Genomic DNA, 26881 nt, shown 5'->3' on the forward strand with positions numbered 1-26881 from the left:
ACAATTGGCGGAGTGGACGGGACTCGAACCCGCGACCCCCGGCGTGACAGGCCGGTATTCTAACCAACTGAACTACCACTCCACACATCTTGCTTCTGTAAATTTTAAAAGGACTTACAACCTTTGAAACAATTGGCGGAGTGGACGGGACTCGAACCCGCGACCCCCGGCGTGACAGGCCGGTATTCTAACCAACTGAACTACCACTCCACACATCTTGCTTCTGTAAATTTTAAAAGGACTTACAACCTTTTGATTAATTGGCGGAGTGGACGGGACTCGAACCCGCGACCCCCGGCGTGACAGGCCGGTATTCTAACCAACTGAACTACCACTCCACATATTAATCACTGCTTTCAACACAACTCGTTGAATGCGGCCGAGATAATACGGTTAAGATTCGATGCCGTCAACCAGTTTTTTCCATTCATTTGTTTATATGTCTAATTGATGAGCAATACGACGTTTTTAACAGCAAAAATCCAAAATAAAATACCATTAAGCCATTTTATTTACGCTTTTTACGTCGTATAAAAACAAACATCAGTGCGGCAATTATGATCACCAAGCTGTTTCCACCAACAATATACAAAAGTGTTGCTTGTTGTTTGTTGGCAACTTTAGCTTCTTGTATTGCTTTTACTTGGGCAAGTTTTTCAGCTGCAATCGCTACATTAGCGATTGCTTGTGCACTTTTTTGCTCAGAGGTTAAATTATTAGACCCGTGGTTAACCGATAAGATACCTGTTTTGGGTAAGCGGTCAACGTTAAAAGTAAACTCAGGTAATATTGTTTGAAACTCTCTGCCGTTTTGAATATCACCAAACACCCTTACTTTTATACGGTGCACTCCAGGCTCGGCAAAGGCAATTGTATGCGTACGGGTTAGTCCTCGCTCTTGTACTACAGTAAAAGGTTCTACTTGTTGATCTGGAAAGGTCACTTTGCCTTGAATGAGAATACTGTCAGCGTTGACTAAACTATCATCAATAGTAAATGTAACCATATGAGTATTATTTTCACCTTGGTTTGTCACTACTGATATGCTGATGGGATTTTTCTGCACTACAATCGGCTTTTGTCGTAACTCTCTTGTGATCATAGGTATTTTAACGATATAAATAGGTTGCCACTCGCCTGGGGCAAAATCCAACTCAAATTCACCAGTAAATAAGCTGTCATTGGCATGTTCGTCTAAATCTCTGCCGTTATCATGAAATGAAGCTAATTGAATCGGCGCTGCGCCAAAATTATCGAAGGCCGAGTTATTGGTACTAAAAAAATCAACATTAAGTGTTAATACGTCTTGAAATAAAGGGTCGTCAATGATCAAATCACCATTAAATAGGCGCGCTACCACTTTTAATGTTTCACCTTGTAAAATAATTTCGGGTAGTGGTGTCACTTCTAATCTAATTTCTGATACCACCATAATTTTACTGTTGGCTTGTACTTGTCCTATCACTTGCCATGGACCAATCATGGGTGACTTTATCTTGAGCATATCGAAGGTTAGATCATCAAACCATTGCACTTTATCTTCAGGGTAATTGTTGATGTTTAGTTTTGAACCATCGGGGCGGATAAGAATAATGGGGTTGGCGCCACTGCGGCGATAAAATATCAGTGTTACTTCATCAAGTTGTTCGTCAATACGAAAGCGATTGTCAAAATAAGGTATTTGATTAGTGGCACTATCATCAACATATTCAATTTCAGCGCCTATTTGCTGCGCATTTGCGCTTAAGCTAAACAATAGTGCCATTATCACCTGAGCACAGCGTTCTATGAATAATGGTTTGGTGTTAAACAAAGCTATTTTTGCTTTACTTTTTTCTATCGTATTTATTTCAGCCTTGACTATTTCAACCCTATTTATGTCAATCCTGCTTATTTCAACCATAGTGGCGCAGCCCCTTTGTCATTAACAATAACTAAACGATTTTTGTGCTCAACTAGTTCATCGGCAGTAGCAACCAAAACCTTTAATTTTTGGTTGCTACTATTCACCCTGCGAATGGCGTTGGCATCTTCTACTTGGCTGTCACCTGATTGCAAGTTCAACGTTGCCTGTTTACGGGTCATTTCAATGTAAACAAACGCCAGTAACTGCGCATCTATTAACGCACCATGGTAAGTACGGTCAATTAATTTATCAACCTTATAAAAACGGGCTAAGTAATCTAAGGTCTTAGGTGAGCCAAATTCGTCTTTGGCTACTTTTAAGGTATCGGTAATACTACAAATATCAGTTGTTTTAGGCAGGCCTCGCACCATCGAAAACTCATGGTCCATAAAACCAACATCAAACTTGGCATTATGAATAACTAAACGAGCACCTTTAATAAAATTAACAAAATCTTGGCTTACTTGTTCAAACACTGGTTTGTCACGTAAAAAATCGTCGGTTAAACCATGAATATTAATAACTTCTTGGTCCATTACCATTTGTATGCCGCGCACCGTTGGCTTAACATAAACGTGAAAATTTCTGCCTGTGAGCTGACGGTTGATCATCTCTACACAACCAATTTCAACAATACGGTGCCCTTCACGAGGATTGAGACCTGTGGTTTCTGTATCCAGTATGATCAGCCGTTCGTCTTGTGTATTTTGTTCAATCAATGTCTAACCCTTAAATTTTTGTCATGCCTTTTTTTACATGATGGTATGAAGACTTTTAATGTCACTTTTCAGGTAAAGCTTCAGGAAATTCTGCAATGTTAATGGTAAGTCTTTTACTCAATAAAATATAGACAATCGCAGATATTACCAACGAACAATGCATTAGCAACCAAGTTATCGATTGAAGTTGCCAAATAAAATAGCCTAAAACTCCAATAAGCAAATCAAAAGTTAACGCTACAATGAGTAATACTTTACATTTTCGCCAACAAATACGTACCCAAATTTGCGCTTTAGGTCGGCGTAAACTTAATATAAGTACAATAAATAAGCCAATAACACCTGACGCTAAATTTAAATAAAACAGTGCTGTTTGTGGAAAAACCCATTGAATCATACCCACGTGATCACGCATATTAGTCACTGACATGATCCAAATAATATAGGCACGCAATATAAACAGTAAAATAATGTAAATACCGGGTGCTAATTTTAAGCAGTCAAAGCTATCAAAGTGTTTTGGTAAAAAGTGGGCGTAATATTTAGCTGACATAAACCATTACTTATCAATAACACTTTGATCAATTTCTGTTTTGTTGTCCGCTTTTGCATGCCTAGCAACAGACTCAATTTCTAAATACTTTTGCCCTAAGGTAATCGCTTTTACTGCTTTTGAGCGAAATTCTCGGTTGTACAAAGTATAAACAACAAATAAGCTGGCTATCATAAAAACTAATGGATGAAAAAACCAACATAAAGCAGCAATAGAGAAATAATAAGAGCGTAAACCATAGTTATAAGCATGAGCCGCTTGGTCTTGCACTACGGCTATTTGTTCAGCGTATTTTTTCAAATTTTCATTGTGACCACTCGGGTCAAACGGACAAGCACCAATCATAACATTCACAAAACCATATTGGCGCATTGACCAAGTAAATTGAAAAAATGACAAAACAAAAATGAACGCCAGCAAACTGAGCTTTAATTGGATCATCACATGATTAGGAAAGTTAGCATATGGAATGGAGCCAATCACTGACTCAAGTCGCTCAACTTGAGCAAACAGTGTTAAAACACCAGCTAATATTAACAAAGTAGAGGAAGCAAAAAAGGCAATATTACGTTCTAAATTAGCGAGTAATGCGGCCTCACTAACCCGAACATCACGGCCAATAACTTCATTCATCCAGTAAATTCTATGTTGATGCAAGCATCTTGCAACACAGTTCGTTGTTTTTGCTTTTTTACGTGAAAACCCGGTATACCCCACCCAACAAATAAAAAAACAGCAAAGCGCGATAACATCAAGCAGAGAAAATGGCATAGTATTTACAAAGACTTATCATTTTTAATAAAGATGAAGTTATTATGCTCTACAATTTTTTAAGATTCGAGTAATCATTCATTAATTCTTCATTAATTCTTCATTAATTCTTCATAATTTCTGTATAACTTTTGTATAATAATATTAATTAAAGTAACGAATTAGGTTACTTGACGTTATACTAAAAAAGCTAAAAAATAGGATGGTAAATTAATCGTATTAACAAGTAACTAGGTAATAAAAACTGCTTTATCAGCCAAGTTAATTGTAACCTAAATAAGCGCCTAAACGCTAAAATTAAGCAAAACTAGCCCATTGAACCCCGATGGCGAAAAGGTATTTATTACTCAATTAACCGATTGACACACTGCCTAGCAATTTAATCTACAAACTTTGTATTTTTTATTAATCATCGCCAAAAAAATCATTCAACTATTGATCTCGCGCTTCTAAATTAACGCCCAAAATATGCACCGACATAGCAAAAGGTCATCGACCAAGCGACTCTCTATCGCATTAAAATCAGGTTCTGAATGAACGCGTTTGTTGATTAAACCTAGCGATGCTTAGCTTACATAAGCCTCATACTTTGTCTCATCAATGACACTATAAATAGTGTCATAAGTAACAAAATAAGTAAGGTCATATTTTTATATTGCTAAAGAAACCATCATTAACAGAGGCTTTTTTCTACTAAAACAGAAGTTTGCATTGCCATTGGTTAGTAAATTTGTAACAATTTGTGAAAAGGAATTCTAGTTAATGTAAAAGTTATTACGTTAAAATATAAAATAATAAGATTGGAGTGGTAAATTTGAAGTTTAGTATTCGTGGCTTATCTATATTCGCCAGCGCATTTATACTATTTATACAGCCTAGTGTTGCTCAAGAAAACACCGTTAAACTGGCACAATTAAATATTCCCCATGTAGACCTTAAATTAGAAATTGACGGTAAGTTAAATGATGCTATATGGCAGCAAGCCCTTGATGTATCTCTTAATATTGTTAACAGCCCTTGGAACAATAAATCCAGCCCAGTTTTAACAACCGCAAAAATTGTTGAAAATGGCGAGTTTCTTTACATCGCTTTTATTGCCCAAGATCCTAACCCTGAATTAATTCAAGGATTTTTAGGTGACCGCGATACTCGCTGGAGAGATGACTTAGTTGGTTTTAAATTAGATACTTACAATAATCGCCGTTTAAACTACGAGTTTTTTGTTAATCCACACGGCATACAACATGACGCTATTTTCAATGAAATGACCGGCAGTAAAGACGAAGCGTGGGATGGTATTTGGCAATCTGCCGGTAAAATAACAAACACTGGCTATCAAGTTGAAATTGCGATTCCCTATCATATTTTAAATTTTGACGAAAATGACGATGTTAAAACTTGGGCAATGGAGTTAGTGCGCTTATACCCACGTGATACACGTTTACGGATATCTCACATTGAACTTGATCGCGACGATGCTTGTTGGTTATGTCAAATCCCAGAAATAACTGGATTTAAAGACGCTAAAGCCAGCAAAAATATTATGATAACGCCAACCCTAGTCACGAGTAAAAGCGAAAGTCGTGAAATATTTGCGCCAAAAACAGATTGGCAAAGTGAAAACGATATTGATGCCGGTTTAGATCTACGTTGGGGCATTAATGCCAACACTTTATTAAATGTTACCGTCAACCCCGATTTTTCTAATGTTGAATCAGATGCCGGTCAGTTAAGTGTTAATAAAACCTTCTCATTATTTTATGATGAAAAACGTCAGTTTTTTGTTGAAAATTCAGAATATTTTTCCAGTAACTTTGATCTTGTCTACACGCGCAACATTGCCGACCCAGAATACGGCGCTAAACTAACAGGCACCCAAGGCCAACATAGTTATGGCGCATTTATGACCAATGATACGCAAACCAATATTATTCTGCCTGGTAATACTAGATCAAGATTAATTGCATTAGATGAAAAGAGTGAATCAGGGGCAATAAAATATCGCTATGATGTTAACGACGATTTATCTCTTGGTGTTATTAGCACGTTACGCCAAACCGATAGTTATCATAATTTTGTCTCAGGACTTGATTCAAAGTATCGTCTAAATGATTCAAACTCATTCCAAGCACAGATATTGGTGGCAGATACTAAAGACTCGGCACAATTTACCAACAGCGGCCAAACAGAAAACTTTAACGACCGTGCCTTTAAAATTCAGTATGAACATGATTCTGAATATTGGCAGGTGTTTTCAGAACATCAAGAGATAGGCACAAAATTTCGTGCTGATTTAGGTTTTATGCCACGTGCTGATTATCAAAAGAGTAACGTGTTGGTTAATCGCTTTATCTATGGCGAGCCTGATAGTGCTTGGCAAAAAATGAAGTTTGCTGGCCAATGGCAAATATTACACAATGAGAACGGTGAGTTATTAGAGCGCTCAGTCTCTTCAAGCTTCAGTATTGATGGACCAATGCTATCAGTGTTTGATGCAAAGCTGGTTAGCGCTGATAAAATTGGCTTACGTCGTCATGAACTAGATTTTAATTTACCTATTGATAATAGCATTGACGGTAACACCAAGCGTTTCCAAGAAAATCAGTTCGTTATCTATGGTTATATTCAGCCAACAGCGCAATTCTCCACTGAGCTTGAATTAACCATTGGTGATAAAATTGATTATGTTAATGACCGACTTGGTGATATTACAGCGCTTTACGGCTACATAAATTATAACGTTAATAAACATTTAGAGTTTGAGTTTTCGCATACCTACAGTAATTTAGAGGCCAATAATGCCAACGTGTTTACCGAAAACTTAACTGAACTTCGTGTTTCATACCAGTTTAATATTTATAGCTATTTGAAATTAAACGTTGTTTACACTGATATTGATTTTAACCTAGATAATAATCCCAGCGCCCATTCAGTAAAAGATAACAACTTCTCAACACAGCTAATTTATGCTTATAAGATAAACCCACAAACCGTTTTTTACTTGGGCTATTCAGATAATAGTTATCAAGATGATAAATTGAAAAAATTAACGCGAGATCAACGTACCATTTACAGTAAAATTAGTTATGCATGGTTGCCCTAAGTATTAATACCAGCAGCTAAGTTAATCTTAATCACATCAGCTATCAATGTAATCAATGACCAAATAAGCGCTTGATTACGCTGATAACTGACAGTGCAACACAGGTTAATGACTCTTCCTACTCCCCTTGTGCCTAAAGGCAGGCACATTTTAACTTTTGTTGTTCAGTACTCAACCAGTTTTCGAAGCTATTTAATAATAGCAGTGGTTTTAAGCAACCGTCTGCTCAGCAGTGTTGGTTCTGCTTATTTTACTCTCAGTATCGATATCAGTGTCATTAACTACGATGGTTGCTGAAATTTTATCATGAATAGCTTGACGGTTAGGGTCCCAAAAAATCTGTGCAAAGCCAAGTAAACCTGTTGCTATGCCGGCACCATAGCCACCGTAACGCCCAAAACTGTCCCATATTGATAATGGCGTACCATCAAGCTGGATCACTCGAATACTAAACAGCTTTTTGCCCGGTGTTTGACCATACCAAAGTGCGGTAAACATGGTGAAATAAAATGCTGCCCAACCAAAGCCGAGCCCCAGATCTTCAACTAAACCTTGTAACCAAGCAAAGCCTTTATATACAGATGAACTCGACGGAACAACGACAGCTAGATGTTTATTTTTATTTATTTCACTTGTGGTATTGCTTTGTTCAGCGCCAGTAACTACAAGTTTTTTCTCAATTTTGTGTTTAATTAACGCCGGCTTAGTCTGAGCAGTTAAATGTAACTGTTCAAGCTGCACACTTAACTCGGCTATTTCTTGCTGACTTATATGGCTTTTTTCAGCCACGCTTTCAAGTAAGTCAGCATTAAATTTATTAATTTCTAGCGTCGAGGCTGTTTGCTTACTATAGGCCGATGATAAACTTTCACACAACTGCAACCAACATGGATAATCAACACAGTCAGTTTGAGAAATTGCAATGCCTGCTGCTAGGGTGAGTGTGACTTTGATAAAGTCATTGTCCTCTGAGGTATTACTGCTTGGTTCAGTCATATTTTCTGCATTACTTTGTAAATGGCTTTGATTATTTTTGTTACTCGATAATGTACCTTGGCTCAGCCCTGCTTGCTCAACATTATCATTAAAGGTCTCTAGCTCCGCAAAGAGCTTGGGTAAGATATCAATCAAGACGACGAAAACAATTAAAGCCGCAAAAACACGTAAAATTATTTTGCTTAAAACACTTTTTTTAGCCAATTTATTACCACGTTTTTTACTGCCAAGTTTAAATAACGTTATCGCCACTAAAAAAGCCAATAACTCCCCCGGAGCACCACTTAACAAAGCGACCAAACACAAATCGACTAATAGTGCCATGCCTCGGCGCCACGGCACAGCTAATGATATACCAAACAGCGACTTATCAATTTTAAAAGCCAGTGGTGTTAATATTTCACGCGTTTCTTCATCAGACAATTTTTTTGCTTGAATTTTCGCCATCATTGAAATCTCTTTGTGATACTTTATTGAGTAATTTATTCAAAACTTAGTTTATAAATTATCTGCCACCGTTATCTATATCAACTTTAGGGAGTCACTGTATTTTATCGACCAATAAATATAATAATATAAAAAATCTGGATGGTAAGTTAACTATTGCAACAGCGATATAGATGACATAAAGCTATACTCAAGCATGCAAAAAATCCACTTTTAAGACCTATGGTTAGGTATCTATTCCTTTTTTGCATATAAGATACCGAAATATCACTTCTTTTTCTGCCATAAAGGGTTAACCTACTTGCAATAGTGTTAACCTACTTGCAATAGTGTTAATGAGCTGAAATAGCTTTGGATTGTTAACACGTAAAATATCTATTAAACCTGTATGCCATACTCGGTCAATGCAATGAAAAAAGGATTAAAAAATGTCGACTATATTTGAAGATAACTCAACATCAATTGGTAATACACCGCTAGTTAAACTTAACCGCATCGTTACGGGTGAAAATACGGCCAATATCTACGCAAAGATTGAAGCACGTAACCCAAGCTTTAGTATTAAGTGCCGCATTGGTGCCAATATGATTTGGGATGCTGAGAAAAAAGGTTTGCTTGTGGCCGGTAAATCTATTGTCGAACCCACCAGTGGTAATACAGGTATCGCACTAGCATTTGTTGCTGCTGCTCGTGGTTATAAAATCACCCTCACTATGCCAAATACCATGAGTATAGAGCGTAGAAAGTTATTAATTGCGCTAGGGGCTAAATTAATACTAACCGATGGTGCCAAAGGCATGGGTGGTGCTATTGCCAAAGCACAAGAAATTAAAGATGCTGATCCTGATAACACAGTACTTTTAGGTCAATTTGATAATCCAGCTAACCCTGAAATTCATGAAAAAACTACTGGGCCTGAAATTTGGCGTGATACTAAAGGTAACATTGATTTCTTCGTTGCTGGTGTGGGTACAGGTGGCACAATTACCGGTACAACGCGATATCTTAAAGGTGTTGCTGAGCATAAAATAACCTCAGTAGCGGTTGAACCTACAGATTCTCCTGTTATTACTCAAGCAATAGCGGGTGAAAAACTAACACCGGGTCCTCATAAAATTCAAGGTATTGGTGCTGGCTTTATTCCTGGCAACTTAGATCTTTCCCTTATTGATGCCGTTGAACAGGTATCAAATGATGACTGCATGGCAATGGCGCATCGCTTAATGAAAGAAGAAGGTATACTTGCCGGTATCTCGTCTGGAGCTGCTGTTGTAGCCGCTAAGCGTATTGCTGAAAGACCAGAAAATGCGGGCAAAAACATTGTCGTTATTCTTGCTAGCTCTGCCGAACGCTACCTTTCAAGTCCATTGTTCGCTGATTCATTTTCTGAAGAAGACATGGCGTAATAACCAAAAAAATCAAGCTAATGTTTTATTATTAAACCAGTATGATTAAATTATGACAACCTACTGGTTTTGTTATTAATTAACATTATTTTGAGCTGAATTTTTAAAAGCCTGATTTGAAAGAATCAGGCTTTTTTTAATCTTCGAATATTATACAATTTAAGCCAGTAAAAATTAGCTTACTCTATCTTTGATGCCTATCTTTACGGTAAAGTGACGTTAAGTTCACAAATTTACCTATTGCCCTATGAATAATTTAAAATTAATCATCTTAAGTTTTGTTATTTTTTTCTCTGCTTGTAGTAAAGAAAATAAAAACAAAATTCATAACCTTGACAACCCAGAAGTGGTTGCCATTGAATTTTTTAATGCCTTATATAATGAAAACAACATCAAAAAAGCCGCATCGGTTTGTAGTCCAAGATTATCGCGTATTATGCTGCACTATCAATCATCCAAAGCGGTTGCTCGTCATTTGTTCAATATGTCATACGATAAAGTTGATATTACGCCCGATAGTAGTGGTGTTAAAGTGAGAGAACAATTTAAAAACTCTGCGGAGATTACGATTTATTTTGACGGTTATTACCAAAATGACCGTATAAAAGATGTTAAACGATTGCTGTTAATACAAATTGATAATAAGTGGATTATCGAAAAAACACTAAAAGACCCTTTTTAATTTCTCCCTAAAGTAACATCGCCACTCTTTCACATCCATGCGACCTTGGCATTGCCGACATGAATGTCGGTACTTAACTTTTGTCAGGAAGATAAAAGCTAACCATTCATCTGAATATAAAAATGGCGTCAATATTGACGCCGTTTTTTTTTAAACTTTACTTTAACTGTACTTAAAGTTAATAACCTATGGCTGTACCTTCGCGACGAGAATCAGCCCCACCTCGTAATTTACCCTTCGATAATTCAATCGCTTGAATACCACTGTTTAAATCACGCACCACAACCTGATGCCCTTTTGCTTCTAACGCTGACTTAAGCTTGACTAAATCGCTGCCTTTTTCCAATGTGGTGACCTTATTGCGATTGGTTATGTGGGGTAAGTTAATCGCAGATTGTGGATCAAGTTGCCAATCTAAAATAGCGATGATAGTTTGTGCGACATAATTAATAATGCGGCTGCCGCCTGGAGAGCCTAAAACAAGCTTTAAAGTGTTGTCTTGAGTAAATACCATCATAGGTGCCATAGAGCTTCGCGGACGCTTACCTGGCTCTAAACGATTAGCTACCCACTGGCCATTCTTTTTTGGATCTAATGAAAAGTCAGTCAATTGATTATTGAGAATAAAACCTTCAACCATCACAGCAGAGCCAAAGCCCATTTCAACACTGGTGGTCATAGAAACAGCATTACCGTCTTCATCAACAATTGAGATATGGCTTGTTGAAGGCAATTCATAAGCGTTGTCGTCGGCTTGTGCCAATGCACCTATGGGTGTGCCTGCAACGGCTGTACCCATATCACTATCAGGGTTAATCAAGGCGGAGCGCTGCGCCATATATGGCTTTGAAATCAAACCCTGTGTGGGCACATTCACAAAGCTGCTATCAGCAATATAGCGATTACGATCAGCAAATGCTAAACGAGAACTTTGGCTAAATAAATGAGTAAACTCAACATCTGCTAGCGATAGTTTTGCAATATCAAATTTCTCAAGTTGTCCGAGTATTTGAATAACAGCAACACCACCCGAGCTTGGTGGTCCCATACCACACACTTGATATTGTCGATAGGGTCCGCATACCGCTGGCAATTCTTTTGCGCGATAGTTTTTCATATCAGCTAATGTTAAACGGCCTGGGGCAATTGGTGATTGTTGTACTGCAGCAACAATTTTTTTCGCGATCCAACCTTCATAAAAAGTATCGATACCGCTTTTAGCAATACTACGATATACCGTCGCTAATTTTGGATTTTGTAATAACTGCCCTGCTTTTATTGCCTCACCATGAGGAAAAAAGTAGTTTTTAATCGTCGGTAATTTCGTAATACCGGGGTTAAACTCCATTGCTACCAATTTTTCTAGCCTAGGTGAAACAATAAACCCTGTTTCTGCTAAATTAATTGCATCCTTAAACAATAGCGCCCAAGGTAGTTTGCCATATTTTACATGCGCCTTGTGAAGACTCGCTAATACCCCAGGTACGCCAACAGCATGACCACCAACAACGGCTTTTATCCATGGAATAGCTTGACCATTTTCATCTAAAAACATATCTGTTGTTGCCGCCAATGGTGCGGTTTCTCTGCCATCAAAAGTGGTTAGCTGCTGAGCTTTTTTATCCCAATGCAACATAAACGCACCGCCACCAATACCTGAAGATTGAGGCTCAACCAAGGTTAGTACCAATTGGACTGCAATAGCAGCATCGACAGCACTTCCACCTTGCTTAAGTATATTCAAACCGGCTTTACTGGCATAAGGGTTTGCTGTTGCTACCATGGCATGCTTAGTAACAACAGTTTGCTTAGCGATAATACCTGTTGCCGCTTCTGGTTCACGGTCTTCTCTTTTTTTATCTGGCGCTGCTACAACCAACAAACTGGTAGAAATAAAGAGTAAAGATAATAGCCCTTTCATGGCTGAATTTGACATACTGTTCCTTAATAAATAATTACGATAAGTAATACTAATTTCACTAATTTTCTGATCATTTCAGCTAATTTAAATAACTAGCTATTACAATAAGGACCTTTTATTAGACCGTTTTATCTGTGTATAAAGTAGACCTGTTCATTAATGCAACTGCTCTACTTTTAACTACCATAACATTGCATAAAACACTAAAGTTTTGATTAACAAATATATATTTTATTGAGCCATCAGTCACTATGCTGACTAAATGATTGTTGGAATTGATTAAACTTTACAAAGCTATTTAACAAGTTTTGATACTTTTCAGGCTCATTTTCTAAGCGAGCTAAAGCATGACAGCATGCTTCAAGTGATGATAGCGCATGGTCTTTTTTGGTTTTTCTAATCTCATAAAGGCTGACTATGCCTTGCGGTAAAACGATGTGATTTATATTATGCAAGCAAGCATTGCTCATAAACATGCGATAGGCTTTTTTCCAAGTACCATCAAGTATAATAATGCACTTAATTTTACTCATCTTACGCTCTATATCCTCACTTTGATTATTATCGGTAATATTTAACGCTGGAAAGCTTAGCGTTAAAGCCTGCTTACTCGGATATAGCAATACTATTTTGTCAGCGTATTGTATCAGGCGCTGCCTTAAAACATCAGAATCTGCAAAGGTTTCGCCAACTATCACCTCGCAGTTTGTTAACGATTGTTGTAATAAGCTGACCGTACCTTTGCTTTGCTTAACTTCACTGGGATGTTGCAGCACAATAACAGGTATGTGGTTATCAATAGCGACAGTAAAAGCGCAAATACAGGCCTTTTCAGGCCGTCGACATTGTTGACATAAAACTCGGGACATTTATTTAAAATAACAAAAAATACGATAGCTAAGTTTACAAAACTTTATCGACGAGTTTAAGTCATTTATTACATTACTTTTTAATCTTGTTGTACTTAACTCATTTCGAATTGCTAATTCAACCAATCACCGCTATTACTTAGGGACGTTGTAGATATCGTACCGAGGCAACGAGTGTTTTTAAACATCGTTTTCTTCAGAATGCATTTAACAAGGAATTTCCATGCATAAAACCTATCAACACAGTTCAGCTAGCGCTTCAGATCATACCTTAAATAATATCTTAAATATTATTGTTGAAGGTGTTTGGGACTGGAATAGCAATACCAAAATAGTGACCCGTAGCCCAGGCTGGTACCACATGTTAGGTTACGAGTTTGCTGTTTTTAGAAAGGAGGTGTTTACTTGGGAAAATATTATCCATCCAGAAGATTATCCTAGAGTTATGCATCAGTTTGAGCGTTATATATCAGGAAAAATTAACGCTTACGAGGTAGAATATCGTTGTAAAAAATCAGACGATAGTTATTTATGGATTGCAGATCGCGGTGCGATTATAGCAAGAAATTCCGATGGTAGTGTTGACCGAATGATTGGCGCACATCATGATATACATCAAAAAGTTATGGCTCAAACTGACCTTATTGAAAAAAACAAACTATTACAAGATAGTCACTTATCATTAGAAAAAGTTATTGCACAAAAAACGGGTGAGTTAGCCAAAAAAAACCAACAATTAGAACGAAAAATTATCGAGGTTGAGTTAGTTTCAAACATAGACCCTTTAACAGAAATTGCCAATCGTAAGCTTTTTGAAGCGGTATTAAATAGCGAGATAATACGCGCTGATCGCTATTACCACCCTTTAACCCTAGTGATGTTTGATCTAGATAAATTTAAAGAAATTAACGACCAATATGGTCATAAAGTGGGTGATAATATTCTTTGTATGGTAGCCAAACTTGTTGCCGAAAACATTAGAGATGTTGATTTATTTGCTCGCTGGGGTGGTGATGAATTTGTTATTATTTTCCCTGAACTCTCTCAAAAACAAGCACATCAAACTAGCGATAAATTAAGAGAAATGATTAGCAAATACCAAGTAACGAAAGAAATATCAGTAACCTGTAGCTTTGGTGTTGCACAATATAACAGCGGTGACTCAATAGACAGTTTATTTCAACGGGTAGATAAACAGCTTTATATTTCAAAAGAACAAGGTCGTAATCAAGTTTACTCTGAAGTTATTTAAACTATTTAGGTTATTTAACTTACGTAGGAAAAATTTATTGTTTCTTGAAGTCTAATTGAGTAGATATAGCTAAAAAGGTGAATCCATACTCACTGGCCATTACTAGCCATATTCACATAAAAATAATGTTTATAAAGCTACAAACAACTGCTAGAGTGCGTTGAATAATATCACGGTATAAATCTAAACAAATAATAAAACACATGCTGCAATTAAAACCTCTACCCGTAAAAGCCACTCACAGCCTTGGTCCTTTGATCGTATTCACGCTTGCTTTGAGCGCATTTATCTTTGATGCTCAAATTTCTGACTTGCTCATTTATAATCGCAGCTTAATCACTGCTGGAGAATATTGCCGCATAATATCAGGCCATTTTTTTCATTCGAATGCTAACCACTTTATGCTGAATACCGCCGCAGTAGCTCTGCTATGGGCCTTGCATGGCGAATATTATAGCTATAAAAATTACCTATTAGTGTTTATGACTAGTGCGATAGTTTGCAGCCTGGGTATTTATTGGTTTTCTGTCAACATTGAACTTTATGTTGGGCTGTCAGGTGTTCTGCATGGCTTTTTCGTTTGGGGGGCATTAATGGACATCAAGTATAAAGAAAAAACCGGCTATTTACTGTTAATCGGTGTAATAGCAAAAATCATTCATGAGCAAATTTACGGTGCCAGCGCCGATGTAGAAATGCTTATCGGTGCAAGTGTTGCCACCGATGCTCATTTATATGGCGCCTTCGGTGGCTTGTTAGCTTTTATCTGGGGTTATTATACGGCTAATAAAGCTAGTGCTTAGTTTCGTTATAGGGATGTAATTTATCAAGCGCAATAGATAAACCGTTGTCTTGTATCACTCGAACATGCTGACGGCCTAAGCCTCTTGCATGGCTAACACCGCATGAATGTGCTAACAACCCAACACCGTATAGAATGTACTTATGATAATTGGCAACACGTATGGCTTTACTGACCGGGTCTAACCCTTGTTGTAATCTAGGGTCATGCGTAGTAATACCTGTAGGACAGGTGTCCTTATTACACTGCATTGCTTGAATACAGCCTATAGAAAACATAAACCCTCTTGCTGAATTTACGGCATCGGCTCCCATCGCCAGTGCCCAAGCAACTTTTGATGGTGTGATCAATTTACCTGCACATATAATTCTAATTTGGTCACGTAAACCATATTCAACGAGTAAATTAACTACCAGCGGTAAACTTTCTTTTAGCGGCAAGCCAACATAATCCATCAAGGGTTGTGGTGCTGCCCCCGTACCACCATCGGCACTGTCTATAGTAATAAAATCTGGCGCAGACTCCGGCCCTTGGCGGTTAATCTCTTCAAGTAAATCTCTTAACCATAACGATTCACCGATAACCGCTTTAAAACCTACAGGCTTTCCAGTGACTTTGCGCACTCGATTTACCATGATCAAAATATCTTTAACTGACTTGATTTCTGGGTGAGCATTAGGACTAATTGAGTCTACACCTATCGGTATACCTCGTATGGAGGCAATTTCTTCAGTCACTTTTTTGCCCGGCAATATGCCACCTTTACCAGGTTTAGCGCCTTGGCTCATTTTTATTTCAAACATTTTAATTTGTGGCGTAGCCGCTAATGTAGCCAACATTTTGTCGCATAACTGTCCGTGCTCATTCCTTACGCCATATTTTGCCGTACCTATTTGATAAACAATATCTGCACCACTGGCCAAATGATGTGCACTAACGCCGCCTTCACCTGTGTTCAACCAACATCCTGCTTTTGCTGCACCATCTGAAAGTGCTTTAATTGCTGGTGCAGATAAAGCGCCAAAACTCATCGCTGAAATATTAAAAATTGAATCGGTAATGTAAGGCTTTCTACATTGACGACCAAAGGTAATAGAGCTCGGTGGTACCGCGTCTTCTTCTAGTGTCGGAAAAGCACAGTTCATAAACATTATTGTGCCAATGGGTTCAAGATTTCGTGTCGAGCCAAATGCCACGGTACGGTCAACATTTTTTGCTGCACGATAGACCCAGCTGCGCTCGGCTCGATTAAACGGTAACTCTTCTCGGTCCATGGCAAAAAAGTATTGTCTAAAAAACTCTCCCTGCTTTTCAAAAAAATATCTAAACCGGCCAATAACTGGATAGTTACGCCGTATCGCTTGCTTATTCTGCGTTTTATCTACAATGTACATATAAATTATCGCTATTACGCCCAGCCCCAACAATAATATAAATAGTGCAGAAAGCGTTTCTACATAACCTAGCATGTTATCCATGTTTACCTCATTAATCTTGTTGGTTTTTTTAGTTGATTTAAATCTGATATTTCATCAAGAAATGATCAACAAAAAGTATCGAAAAGACTCAAAATATGACGCATATTATATCATCATAGGCGAATTAATAATGCATCAAAAAAGTACCATGAGCTTATGAAGGCCATATCATATTAGCTTAATAAAAATTACCTTATGCAGCAATTACTTTAAATCTGTGGCTTTTTAATGTCACTTGTTTATGATTACAGAAGATGAGATTCATAAATAGGCTTTGGTTTAATAAAGGATATCAATTGCAAAAAACTCAAAATAACCACAATGTTATTACTCGTCATAAACAGAGTAACGCAAGTCTATATATAAAAAAAATATCATATATTGCTTTAACATTATTATGGGTTTCTTTACCTATCAGTGCTAACAAAAGTCCTTTTATACATATAGTTACCGAACATTTACCTCCATACCAAATAGTGACTAAAAATAAACCACTGTCCGGCTTTGCAGTAGATATAATTAAAGAGACGATGGCACGAAGTCAATATGCCTATTCAATGAAAAATTATTCTTGGCTTCGCTCTTATAATTTAGCCCAAGTAAAAGCTAATCACTGCATATTCTCCGTTGTTCGATTAAAATCACGAGAAAATATGTTTAAGTGGGTTGGGCCAATATCCAACGTAAACAACACAGCAATGTGGGCACGTAAAGATCGTCATATTAAAATATCCAACCTAAACGATGCAAAGAAATACATTATTGCCGTTAGTCGAAATGATTTCACTCATATCGGATTAATAGAGCGTGGCTTTAACGAAGGCGAGAACCTCTATGTTTTAGAACACACAAAATCATTGGTTAGTTTGTTGATTACTCGACCAGAAATAGATTTGATCCTCATCGATAATACGACAATAAAATTTCGTACCGAATTAGCGGGAGCCAATATAAATGAGCTGCAACGGGTCTATGAAATCAAAGATTTACCACTAAATTTTTTCTTCGCCTGCAGTAAAAGAACTGACGATAACATCATCAAAAATTTATCAAATAAATTACAAAGCCTTTACCAAGATGGCAGTTATGATGCTATCTGGGAAAAATGGCGTAACAAACTCACCAGCCCTGAGTTATAAGTTAGTTTCGATTAAATTATTAAGCAAATATTGGCACTATTTCAGCTGACATGAATAACTTCGTTAATGTTGTAGAACCGTATTTATAAGCGATGTAAGTCTCCTGGCTAATGCAGGAGCAATTACCAAGGTGGCTAGGAAAGACTATGTGAGCGTGCTATTGCCGATATCCTGAAAATAATAAAGGCCTCAAATGAGGCCTTTATTATTGTTTATCATTAAGAATTTTATAAGGTGGTTTCGAACAACTTATAAATTCTCCGATATTCATTCAACCAAGAGCTAGGTTGAACAAAACCATGGGGCTCTACCGGATAAATAGCGGTTTCAAAGTCTTGTTTTTCTAACTCAATTAAGCGCTGAACTAAACGCACAGTATCCTGAAAAAACACATTATCATCAACCATAGGTGCATTAATTAGCAGCGGTTTTTCTAAGCCTTCGGCGAAATAAATTGGTGAGCTACGTTCATAAGCAATAGGGTCATCACCCGGCAGATTTAAGATATTAGACGTGTAACCATGATTGTAATAAGCCCAATCTGACACTAAACGTAGCGCTGAACCTGATTGAAATAACTCAGGGTCGGTGAACATTGACATCAAGGTTAAAAAGCCACCGTAAGAGCCACCATAAGTACCTACACGGTTAGCGTCAACATTGGCATTTTCCACTAACCAATTTACGCCATCACGCATATCTTGCACTTCGGGCTTACCCATATGGCGGTATATTGCTGTACGCCAATCACGGCCATAGCCTTTTGATGCACGGTAATCCATATCGATAACCACATAACCTTGTTGTACTAACATGCTGTGGAACATGTATTCACGAAAGTAACCCGACCAACCGAAATGAGAATTTTGCAAATAGCCCGCGCCATGGGTAAACATTACCGCTTTATTTTTAGCACTGGTTTTATCGTAACCTTTAGGTAAGTATACTTTTGAGTATATCGGTTGTGCTTGATGTGATGACTCGATAGCGACTACATTAGGCGCTGCCCAAGGCATCGCCAGAAACGCTGCTGAAACGGTATGGGTTAATCGCATTGCCTTAGTGTTGTTAGTCAAATCTTTAACATAAAGCTCTGGTGGTAAGGTAATTTCTGAATGCTCAATTAAAAGTTTAGCTTCATCAGGGCTTAATTTATAATTATTCATACCACCCAAATCGGTTAACCCAGTGACTTTACCTGACGCAATATTCACTTTGTAAATTTCATAAATACCTGGGTGTTTTTTATTGGCTTTAAAATAAATATTTTGTTCATCAGCAGATACTGTTAAGTCGTTAACTTCAAAATTACCTGCCGTTAAGGCTCTTGCTTTGCCATTTATCGGCTTAAGGTATAAGTGTGAATAACCACTTTCTTCTGAAAGATAATATAAACTTTGGGCGTTATTTAACCAACCCTGTTCGTTAAAAGTGTAATTTATCCAAGCATCATCATGTAAACGGTGTTGAGAAACTAAGGCTTTACGGTCAAAATCAACCGTTGTGATCCATCGGTCTTTGTTATCCCAAGCTTCAAGCATAATAGCGACTTGCTGACCATTTTCTTGCCATTGAATCGGCTCCAACGCTTGCATAACATGAATATTACGAGCTGATTTTTCTGATTTATATTTTTTACCTTTACGGGCATAGTTTTCTTTACGCACACTGGCTAGCACGTCTTCGTCAAAACCCGGTAAGCTGTCATAACTCAACAAGGCTTTTGTGCCTTGGCTTAAATCTAAAATATAAAGCTGTTCAGCATATTGGCGGTTATCAGCAACGCGTGATCGCACCTTTTTCGCCTTAATATCGCCGTTGTTAGCAATATAGTTAGGCATAATATCACTGTCTGTACCTGGTGACTGATCAGTTGCCACACTGACCACTAATTTATCGCCGGCTGGAGAAAGACTTGCATGCACAACTTCATTGCCTTTACCGAGATAAAAATTTGTTTGGGTTACTGTGTTATTTTTTACCCTTAACTGACGTTTCTGCTCCGCACGTAAGCCTTTATTGCGCTGCTGTAGCGCAACATATTCAATCAGTTCATGTTGCTCAGCAGCGATATAGCTTGGTGTATCGGGAACAGGCTCTTCAGTGTCAGTCATTTTTAAGTTGGCTAACTCAATAATTTTTTGACTGGTCATATCATGAGCGTAAAAGATATTATCAACACGATAAGCAATATTACCATTAGTTAAAAACATTGCCGATGATTCAACTGCCGACGTGTAGGTTAACTGCTGCACAGTGTGAGTGGCCAATGCTTTAACAAAAACATTGCCTTCAAAGGTGTATACCTCATGCGTACGGGTCTTATTTAATACCGCATTAGTATCAGCAACCACATGCATTTGCGCTAACTTAACTAACTCACCATTACCTTCCGTACTTAAGTTTTTTTGTATTAAATCACGTAATGGGTTGCCTTGACGCTTTTGCTTGTAAAACACAGTTTGGCTGTCGTCACCCCAATACCAAGACTCAGGAGAGCGAGCAAACCAATCAGGATTTGCCATGATTTTTTCCAAGGTAATCTTTGTTACACTTGTTATGCCTACAGATGGTTTTGCTAGCACTTCACGGGCCATAACGTCAGTCTCGATAACGTCACTAGTGGTAAGAGTTTGACTGTCTAGTGCAACCTGTTTTTGCTCTGTCGATACACAGGCGACTAAAGAAAAACTAATAGCAGCGGCAATTAATTGTATTTTCATAATTTATTTATACTTATATGGGGGTGCTTATATTAGGTAGCTTATATTGGCTTACTTATAAGGGCTATTTATCTCAACATTGGCACAAAGTTCAATGGCACTGAAATGACTAACCTTGCTAATCATTAGAATCCTGAATTTAGTTATACTAAAAAAAAGCTTAATTTTCAATGCCTCTGCTTTGTAACACGACCAATAACAAATTTTATACGATGAAAGCCTCTATCAGGTAGAACAACTCGGCAGAAAAAGCCAAGAGCAACTTTTATTAAGTGATTTTTAACTAATGAATCGCGTTATATTGTCCTCCACGGGCTGATTAATCCTTTCAATTGTCCTAAGGAAATTTGGGCTTATATTTTTTAATCGCGCGCCTTGTATTTTTCTCTGCTATAATCGCGCGCTTTGTTAATGTGACTTTTATTTCTGCAATCGTGCGCTGTGTGAATGTGGTAAATATGACATTTATCATCAAGGTATTTGCTTTGTCGGTTAATAGATCATTGTTAGGCTTTGGGAGTGTGTAATATCACGCTTGTCTCTATTGTAAAAAATTAATTTAGGTAATGTATGAACTTAGCGTCACTCCAGAAAACAACTCCAAAACTATTCGATTACCCTAAGTATTGGGCAGAATGCTATGGAACCGCACCATTTTTGCCGATGTCTCGTCAAGAAATGGAGGTGTTAGGCTGGGATAGTTGCGATATTATTTTAGTGACTGGCGACGCTTATGTTGACCATCCAAGTTTTGGTATGGCCGTTATTGGCCGTATGTTAGAGTCACAAGGCTTTCGTGTTGGCATTATTGCTCAACCTGATTGGCACTCAAAAGACGCCTTTATGCAACTGGGTAAACCTAATTTATTTTTTGGTGTCACGGCCGGCAATATGGATTCAATGATTAACCGCTATACGGCAGAAAGACGTATGCGCCATGACGATGCTTATACCCCGAATGATGAAGGTGGCAAACGTCCCGATCGCGCTGTAACCGCTTATACTCAGAAATGTAAAGAAGCCTATAAGGGCGTACCTATTATTATTGGGGGTATAGAAGCGAGTTTACGCCGAGTCGCTCATTATGATTATTGGTCCGATAAAGTGCGTCAATCGGTACTATTCGATTCCAAAGCTGATCTGTTAATTTACGGTAATGCTGAGCGTCCACTCATAGAGATTGCCCATCGTATTGCCAATGGTGATGATGTTAAAAACATTACCAATGTACGTGGTAGCGCATTTTTAGCAAACCAAGTATTACCCGGCTGGAAAGGCATAGACTCTCGAAGTATTGATAAACCGGGGAAAATAGACCCTATCTATAGCCCGTATCAAGATATGACCTCGCCTGATTGCGCCACGACATCAGCCGATGCAGCAGCTGCTGCCGCTGAAGACATGGTAAAAAACGCCGCTGAAAAAGATGTAACTAAAACCGCACAACCGATACAATTAAGTGAATTTAGAGCCACTGCACATAAGAATAAATCATGGGAAGATAAGAAAAAACCGTGGGAAACTACATACATTAACTTACCAACCTTTGAGCAAGTCAGAGACAACAAAACGCTTTATGCGCATGCATCACGTATTTTTCATCAAGAAGTTAACCCAACATCCGCTAAACCTTTAGTGCAAAAGCATGGTAGCCGACTTATTTGGTTAAACCCGCCTGCTAAGCCGTTATCTGAAGCAGAAATGGATGGCGTTTTTGGTTTACCGTATCAACGTGTGCCTCATCCTATTTATGGTGATGCTAAAATTCCTGCTTACGACATGATAAAAACGTCAATCAATATTATGCGTGGTTGTTTTGGCGGTTGTACCTTCTGCTCAATTACCGAGCATGAAGGCCGTATTATTCAAAGTCGTTCTGAAGACTCTATTATTGCCGAAATTGAAGATATTAAATTGAAAGTGCCTGGTTTTACCGGCGTTATTTCTGATCTTGGCGGACCAACCGCTAACATGTATAAATTAAACTGTAAAAGTGAAAAAGCAGAAGCCACCTGTCGCAAGCCATCATGTGTTTGGCCAACTATTTGCGGCCACTTAGATACCGACCATACCCCGACAATTAATTTATACCGTAGAGCACGAAAAGTTAAAGGTATCAAAAAAATACTTATCGCATCAGGTGTAAGGTACGATTTAGCTATTCAAGACCCTGAATACGTTAAAGAACTGGCGACGCACCATGTGGGTGGTTATTTAAAAATTGCTCCTGAACATACTGAAGAAGGGCCATTAAATAAAATGATGAAGCCTGGTATGGGCAGTTATAACAAGTTTAAAGAAATGTTTGACCATTACTCTAAACTTGCGGGTAAAAAGCAGTATTTAATCCCCTACTTTATCTCAGCACATCCGGGCACTACCGATTTAGATATGGTCAACCTTGCGCTATGGCTAAAAGAAAACGACTTTAAACTTGATCAAGTACAAAACTTTTATCCGTCACCGTTAGCAAATGCGACTACGCTTTATCATACTGAAATTGATTCATTGCGTAATGTTAAAAAAGACAGCGCGACCGTATCTGTGCCAAAAGGCACTATTCAGCGTCGTTTGCATAAAGCCATATTGCGTTATCATGATCCTGCAAACTGGGGCATTATTCGTGACGCCTTAACCAAAATGGGTCTAGCAAGAAAACTGATTGGAAGTAAACCCGGTTGTTTAGTGCCTAATGAAAGCAGAAATGAAAGCCAGCAAGTGCATTTTAAAAACAACGGCAAAGGTAAAAATAATGCCCAAGGGAATAAAACCTCACCCGGACAAGAAAAGCGTTACGGTAAAAAACCCATAACCGCTAAGAAAGCTAAACCGGGCGATAAGGCCAAACAAGGCTTAACGCGTTTTTCTGAAAATCAGTTTAATGACAGAAAACCTACAGATCCAGTAAAGAAAAAACGTAGTAATAATCCGCGTTAAAGCTTTGACCTGTTGATAAAAATTAAAAAGCCTAGCGTTACCGCTAGGCTTTTTTGTTACTGCTCCACATTAATTGATTTTTTAATATTAAATAAAAATCTAAAAAATTATTCAAGCCCTCCATAAAAACTACTATTAATCGAAATGACAGGTTCAGCAGTGGACATCGAAAAATTTATAAATAATCGCTTGAATCGACTGTCTAAACGTCATTTTGAACACTAATTATCATGGGTGGCCTAATAAGCTTTTACGCATTAACAACATCAGCAATAATAATATGAACACTATTAAAACATTGAACCGTGAACACTCAGGCAGTAGCTAAAAGTTTATAATAACTATCCTGCGGAGCGACTATATTGCTACTTTATCCCCTTAACGCCCTTTCTATCTGTATTACAGTTACTTACCCTTATTTTTAATGATTTTCATAAAGTTAAGCAAGTGCTTCACTTTCGCTAATCCTTAAACACCTGTATAATCTCGCGCATTATTTAAGGTTAAACTTAAATTAAAGTTCAACTTACACTCATTACACAATCGCTACGGAACTTATATGTTAGCTGCAAACAATATTACCCAACAATTCGGTGCTAAGCCGTTATTTGAAAACATTTCACAAAAATTTGGAGGCGGAAATCGCTATGGTTTAATCGGTGCCAATGGCTGCGGTAAATCAACCTTTATTAAAATTTTAGGTGGTGATTTAGAACAAACCTCGGGTAATGTTAATTTAGATCCAAATGAGCGCATAGGTAAACTTCGTCAAGACCAGTTCGGTTTCGAAGCAACGTCTGTCGTTGACACCGTTATTATGGGTCATACCAAATTGTGGGCAATAAAAGAACAGCGTGATGAGATTTACGCTTTACCTGAAATGAGTGAAGCAGATGGTATGCGTGCCGGTGATTTAGAAGCTGAATACGCTGAAATGGATGGTTATAGCGCAGAAAGTCGTGCTGGCGAATTATTAATGGGGGTCGGTATTCCTGTTGATCAACATTATGGTTTAATGAGTGACGTTGCCCCAGGTTGGAAGTTACGTGTGCTATTAGCACAAGCCTTATTTTCTAATCCTGATATTTTATTACTTGATGAGCCAACCAACAACTTGGACATTCACACCATTCAATGGTTAGAAGAGACGTTGAACGCACGTGATTCAACCATGATCATCATCTCGCATGATCGTCACTTTTTAAATAGTGTTTGCACCCACATGGCTGATTTAGATTATGGTGAATTACGGTTATTTCCGGGTAACTATGACGAATATATGTTGGCGTCTACGCAAGCTAGAGCGCAATTAATGTCTGACAACGCCAAGAAAAAAGCACAAATTGGTGAACTACAAGCTTTCGTGGCCCGTTTCTCTGCCAATGCTTCAAAAGCAAAACAAGCAACATCTCGTGCTAAGAAAATTGATAAAATTCAATTGGCCGATGTAAAAGCATCAAGTCGTGTTAACCCGTTTATTCGCTTTGAACAAGACAAAAAATTATTCCGTAATGCCCTAGTGCTTGAGAGTATGAGCAAAAACTTTGGTGATAATAAGGTCTTAAGCAACCTTAATATGATGATTGAAGTTGGTGAGCGTGTCGCCATTATTGGACAAAATGGTGTTGGTAAAACCACATTCTTACGCACTCTAATGGGTGAGGCTGAATATCAGCCGACATCAGGTTTATATACTTGGTCAGAAAACGTTAACATTGGTTACTACGCGCAAGACCATAGTTATGAATTTGAAAATGATATGACTTTATTTGAATGGATGAGCCAATGGCGTCAACCTAGCGACGACGAACAAGCCGTTAGGAGTTATTTAGGACGTTTATTATTCTCTGCTGATGACATTAACAAATCAGTAAAAGTACTTTCAGGTGGCGAACAAGGTCGTATGTTGTTTGGTAAAATCATGATGCAACGTCCAAACATTCTCATTATGGATGAACCAACAAACCATATGGATATGGAATCTATCGAGTCATTAAACATGGCAATGGAGCAATATGAAGGCACTATTTTGTTCGTTAGTCATGACCGCGAATTTGTCTCAAGCTTAGCGACTCGTATTATCGAATTAACAACCGGTGGTTACACTGATTTTGCTGGTGGCTACGACGAATATTTAGCGTCACAAGTATAAATTAGTCATCTCGGTAAACGCACTGTAATAAAGCTATCATGAGTTAATTTTGATAGCTTTATTATTTTAATTGTTATTACGCTATTTTAAGGAGCCATTGTGCTCAGTTATCGCCACGCTTTTCATGCCGGAAATTTTGCAGATGTTTTAAAACATTCGGTATTAACCTTAATACTAGAATATATGACCCGCAAAGATAAGGGCTTTTATTATATCGATAGTCATTCGGGCGCTGGCATGTATCAGCTGAGCGACGAATACGCTCAAAAAACTGGTGAATATAAAGAAGGTATTGCTAAATTAATTGAAAATGATGACTTACCCGAAGCTCTGCAGCCCTATGTTGATTTAGTAAAAAATTTAAATCAGGAAACTGGAGAACTTACACTTTACCCTGGCTCTCCAGGTATTGCTCGCCAGTTTACTCGTCGACAAGATAGCGCACATTTATTTGAGTTACACCCGACTGATATTGAACACTTAAAAGTATATAGCCAACGGTGGAATAAGTCTCATGTTAAGCAATCTGACGGTTACCAAGGTGTGTTAGGTTTAGTGCCGCCGCCAAACCGTCGTGGTGTAGTCTTAATTGACCCACCTTATGAGTTAAAAGAAGACTACTTAAAAGCCGTTCGTACGGTTGTTAATGCTTATAAAAAATTTGCTACCGGCACTTACATTTTATGGTATCCAGTCGTTAAACGTGAACTTGTTGAACAAATGCAGAATGCTTTTACCAAGAGTGAAGTTCGTAACTTAATGCAAGTAGAATATTGTCAACATGCAGATACTGAAGAATATGGAATGACCGGCACAGGCTTATTTATTGTTAATCCACCATGGCAATTAGCTAGCCAGTTAGATGAAGTACTACCCTATTTAAAAACAAAGCTTGGTAATGCTGAAAGTCAGTATAGTGTTAAGCAATTAATTAGCGAATAATTAAAATAACCTGAGCTTTGGCTAAGTATATGTCAGCATCCAACAAATATATTGCCAAATCTCAGGTCATACAGTACAAAAAA

General features: G+C 37.9%; 18 protein-coding genes and 3 tRNA genes. 9 read left to right on the plus strand and 12 right to left on the minus strand.

Annotated elements, in window-relative coordinates; translation table 11 throughout:
- Window positions 1-5 precede the first annotated feature (5 nt).
- The 7 genes from H4J46_RS01275 to H4J46_RS01305 all read right to left on the minus strand — a co-directional run bounded on the left by H4J46_RS01275 (window position 6) and on the right by H4J46_RS01305 (window position 3949).
- Window positions 6-82 (minus strand) — tRNA-Asp (locus H4J46_RS01275).
- 51 nt (window positions 83-133) lie between these two features.
- Window positions 134-210: transfer RNA gene (locus tag H4J46_RS01280), tRNA-Asp, on the minus strand.
- Window positions 211-261: 51 nt separating this feature from the next.
- A tRNA-Asp gene (locus tag H4J46_RS01285) sits at window positions 262-338 on the minus strand.
- A 170-nt stretch (window positions 339-508) separates the two neighbouring features.
- On the minus strand, window positions 509-1765 hold the full coding sequence (locus H4J46_RS01290) for a TIGR03503 family protein (RefSeq protein ID WP_182231783.1): 1257 nt from the start codon (window positions 1763-1765) through the stop codon (window positions 509-511).
- Between the two features lie 125 nt (window positions 1766-1890).
- Window positions 1891-2625, minus strand: a complete 735-nt coding sequence (gene dnaQ / locus H4J46_RS01295) for a DNA polymerase III subunit epsilon (RefSeq protein ID WP_220462898.1) — start codon at window positions 2623-2625, stop codon at window positions 1891-1893.
- A 61-nt stretch (window positions 2626-2686) separates the two neighbouring features.
- A complete protein-coding gene (locus tag H4J46_RS01300) occupies window positions 2687-3178 on the minus strand; it encodes a DUF2919 family protein (RefSeq protein ID WP_182231784.1) in 492 nt (163 codons plus the stop codon).
- Window positions 3179-3184: 6 nt separating this feature from the next.
- On the minus strand, window positions 3185-3949 hold the full coding sequence (locus tag H4J46_RS01305) for a DUF599 domain-containing protein (protein WP_182231785.1): 765 nt from the start codon (window positions 3947-3949) through the stop codon (window positions 3185-3187).
- An 814-nt stretch (window positions 3950-4763) separates the two neighbouring features.
- Between H4J46_RS01305 and H4J46_RS01310 the strand changes: the two genes are divergently transcribed.
- Entirely contained in the window at window positions 4764-7052 is a 2289-nt protein-coding gene (locus H4J46_RS01310) for a carbohydrate binding family 9 domain-containing protein (protein WP_182231786.1), read from the plus strand.
- 210 nt (window positions 7053-7262) lie between these two features.
- Here the strand turns inward: H4J46_RS01310 and H4J46_RS16995 are convergent, their stop codons facing one another.
- Complete coding sequence (locus H4J46_RS16995) at window positions 7263-8498, minus strand: RDD family protein (RefSeq protein ID WP_259365631.1); 1236 nt, start codon at window positions 8496-8498, stop codon at window positions 7263-7265.
- A 425-nt stretch (window positions 8499-8923) separates the two neighbouring features.
- On the opposite strand from H4J46_RS16995, the gene cysK reads away from it, so the two are divergent.
- Together cysK and H4J46_RS01325 are read left to right on the plus strand one after the other, a co-directional pair.
- Window positions 8924-9901 (plus strand): cysteine synthase A, encoded by a 978-nt coding sequence (gene cysK / locus H4J46_RS01320; RefSeq protein ID WP_182231787.1) that lies wholly within the window; start codon window positions 8924-8926, stop codon window positions 9899-9901.
- Between the two features lie 247 nt (window positions 9902-10148).
- Window positions 10149-10583 carry a hypothetical protein gene (locus H4J46_RS01325; protein WP_182231788.1) on the plus strand — a complete coding sequence of 145 codons (435 nt, stop codon included), beginning with the start codon at window positions 10149-10151 and terminating at the stop codon, window positions 10581-10583.
- 178 nt (window positions 10584-10761) lie between these two features.
- On the opposite strand, the gene ggt is transcribed toward H4J46_RS01325, so the two are convergent.
- On the minus strand, window positions 10762-12519 hold the full coding sequence (gene ggt / locus H4J46_RS01330) for a gamma-glutamyltransferase (protein ID WP_259365632.1): 1758 nt from the start codon (window positions 12517-12519) through the stop codon (window positions 10762-10764).
- Window positions 12520-12746: 227 nt separating this feature from the next.
- Entirely contained in the window at window positions 12747-13373 is a 627-nt protein-coding gene (locus H4J46_RS01335; protein ID WP_182231789.1) for a tRNA-uridine aminocarboxypropyltransferase, read from the minus strand.
- Window positions 13374-13596: 223 nt separating this feature from the next.
- On the opposite strand from H4J46_RS01335, the gene H4J46_RS01340 reads away from it, so the two are divergent.
- A complete protein-coding gene (locus H4J46_RS01340) occupies window positions 13597-14625 on the plus strand; it encodes a sensor domain-containing diguanylate cyclase (RefSeq protein WP_182231790.1) in 1029 nt (342 codons plus the stop codon).
- 203 nt (window positions 14626-14828) lie between these two features.
- Window positions 14829-15428: a rhombosortase gene (gene rrtA / locus H4J46_RS01345; protein WP_182231791.1), complete on the plus strand. Its 600-nt coding sequence runs from the start codon at window positions 14829-14831 to the stop codon at window positions 15426-15428.
- Here rrtA and H4J46_RS01350 read toward each other — a convergent pair.
- Entirely contained in the window at window positions 15418-16905 is a 1488-nt protein-coding gene (locus tag H4J46_RS01350) for an FMN-binding glutamate synthase family protein (RefSeq protein ID WP_182231792.1), read from the minus strand. The two genes, rrtA and H4J46_RS01350, sit on opposite strands and share 11 nt — an antisense overlap.
- A gap of 296 nt (window positions 16906-17201) precedes the next feature.
- Here H4J46_RS01350 and H4J46_RS01355 point away from each other — a divergent pair, with 296 nt between their 5' ends.
- Complete coding sequence (locus tag H4J46_RS01355; protein ID WP_182231793.1) at window positions 17202-18044, plus strand: ABC transporter substrate-binding protein; 843 nt, start codon at window positions 17202-17204, stop codon at window positions 18042-18044.
- Between the two features lie 227 nt (window positions 18045-18271).
- Here H4J46_RS01355 and H4J46_RS01360 read toward each other — a convergent pair whose 3' ends face one another.
- Window positions 18272-20767, minus strand: a complete 2496-nt coding sequence (locus H4J46_RS01360; protein WP_182231794.1) for a prolyl oligopeptidase family serine peptidase — start codon at window positions 20765-20767, stop codon at window positions 18272-18274.
- A 570-nt stretch (window positions 20768-21337) separates the two neighbouring features.
- Here H4J46_RS01360 and H4J46_RS01365 point away from each other — a divergent pair.
- The 3 genes from H4J46_RS01365 (at window position 21338) to H4J46_RS01375 (ending at window position 26798) form a co-directional block, all read left to right on the plus strand.
- The gene (locus tag H4J46_RS01365; protein WP_182231795.1) at window positions 21338-23704 is read left to right on the plus strand and encodes a YgiQ family radical SAM protein; all 2367 of its coding nucleotides are present in this window, start codon (window positions 21338-21340) and stop codon (window positions 23702-23704) included.
- Window positions 23705-24263: 559 nt separating this feature from the next.
- On the plus strand, window positions 24264-25856 hold the full coding sequence (locus H4J46_RS01370; RefSeq protein ID WP_182192136.1) for an ABC-F family ATPase: 1593 nt from the start codon (window positions 24264-24266) through the stop codon (window positions 25854-25856).
- Between the two features lie 99 nt (window positions 25857-25955).
- A complete protein-coding gene (locus H4J46_RS01375; protein WP_182231796.1) occupies window positions 25956-26798 on the plus strand; it encodes a 23S rRNA (adenine(2030)-N(6))-methyltransferase RlmJ in 843 nt (280 codons plus the stop codon).
- The last annotated feature ends 83 nt before the right edge of the window (window positions 26799-26881 follow it).

The organism is Colwellia sp. MB02u-6 (assembly GCF_014077095.1).
Lineage (GTDB): Bacteria > Pseudomonadota > Gammaproteobacteria > Enterobacterales > Alteromonadaceae > Cognaticolwellia.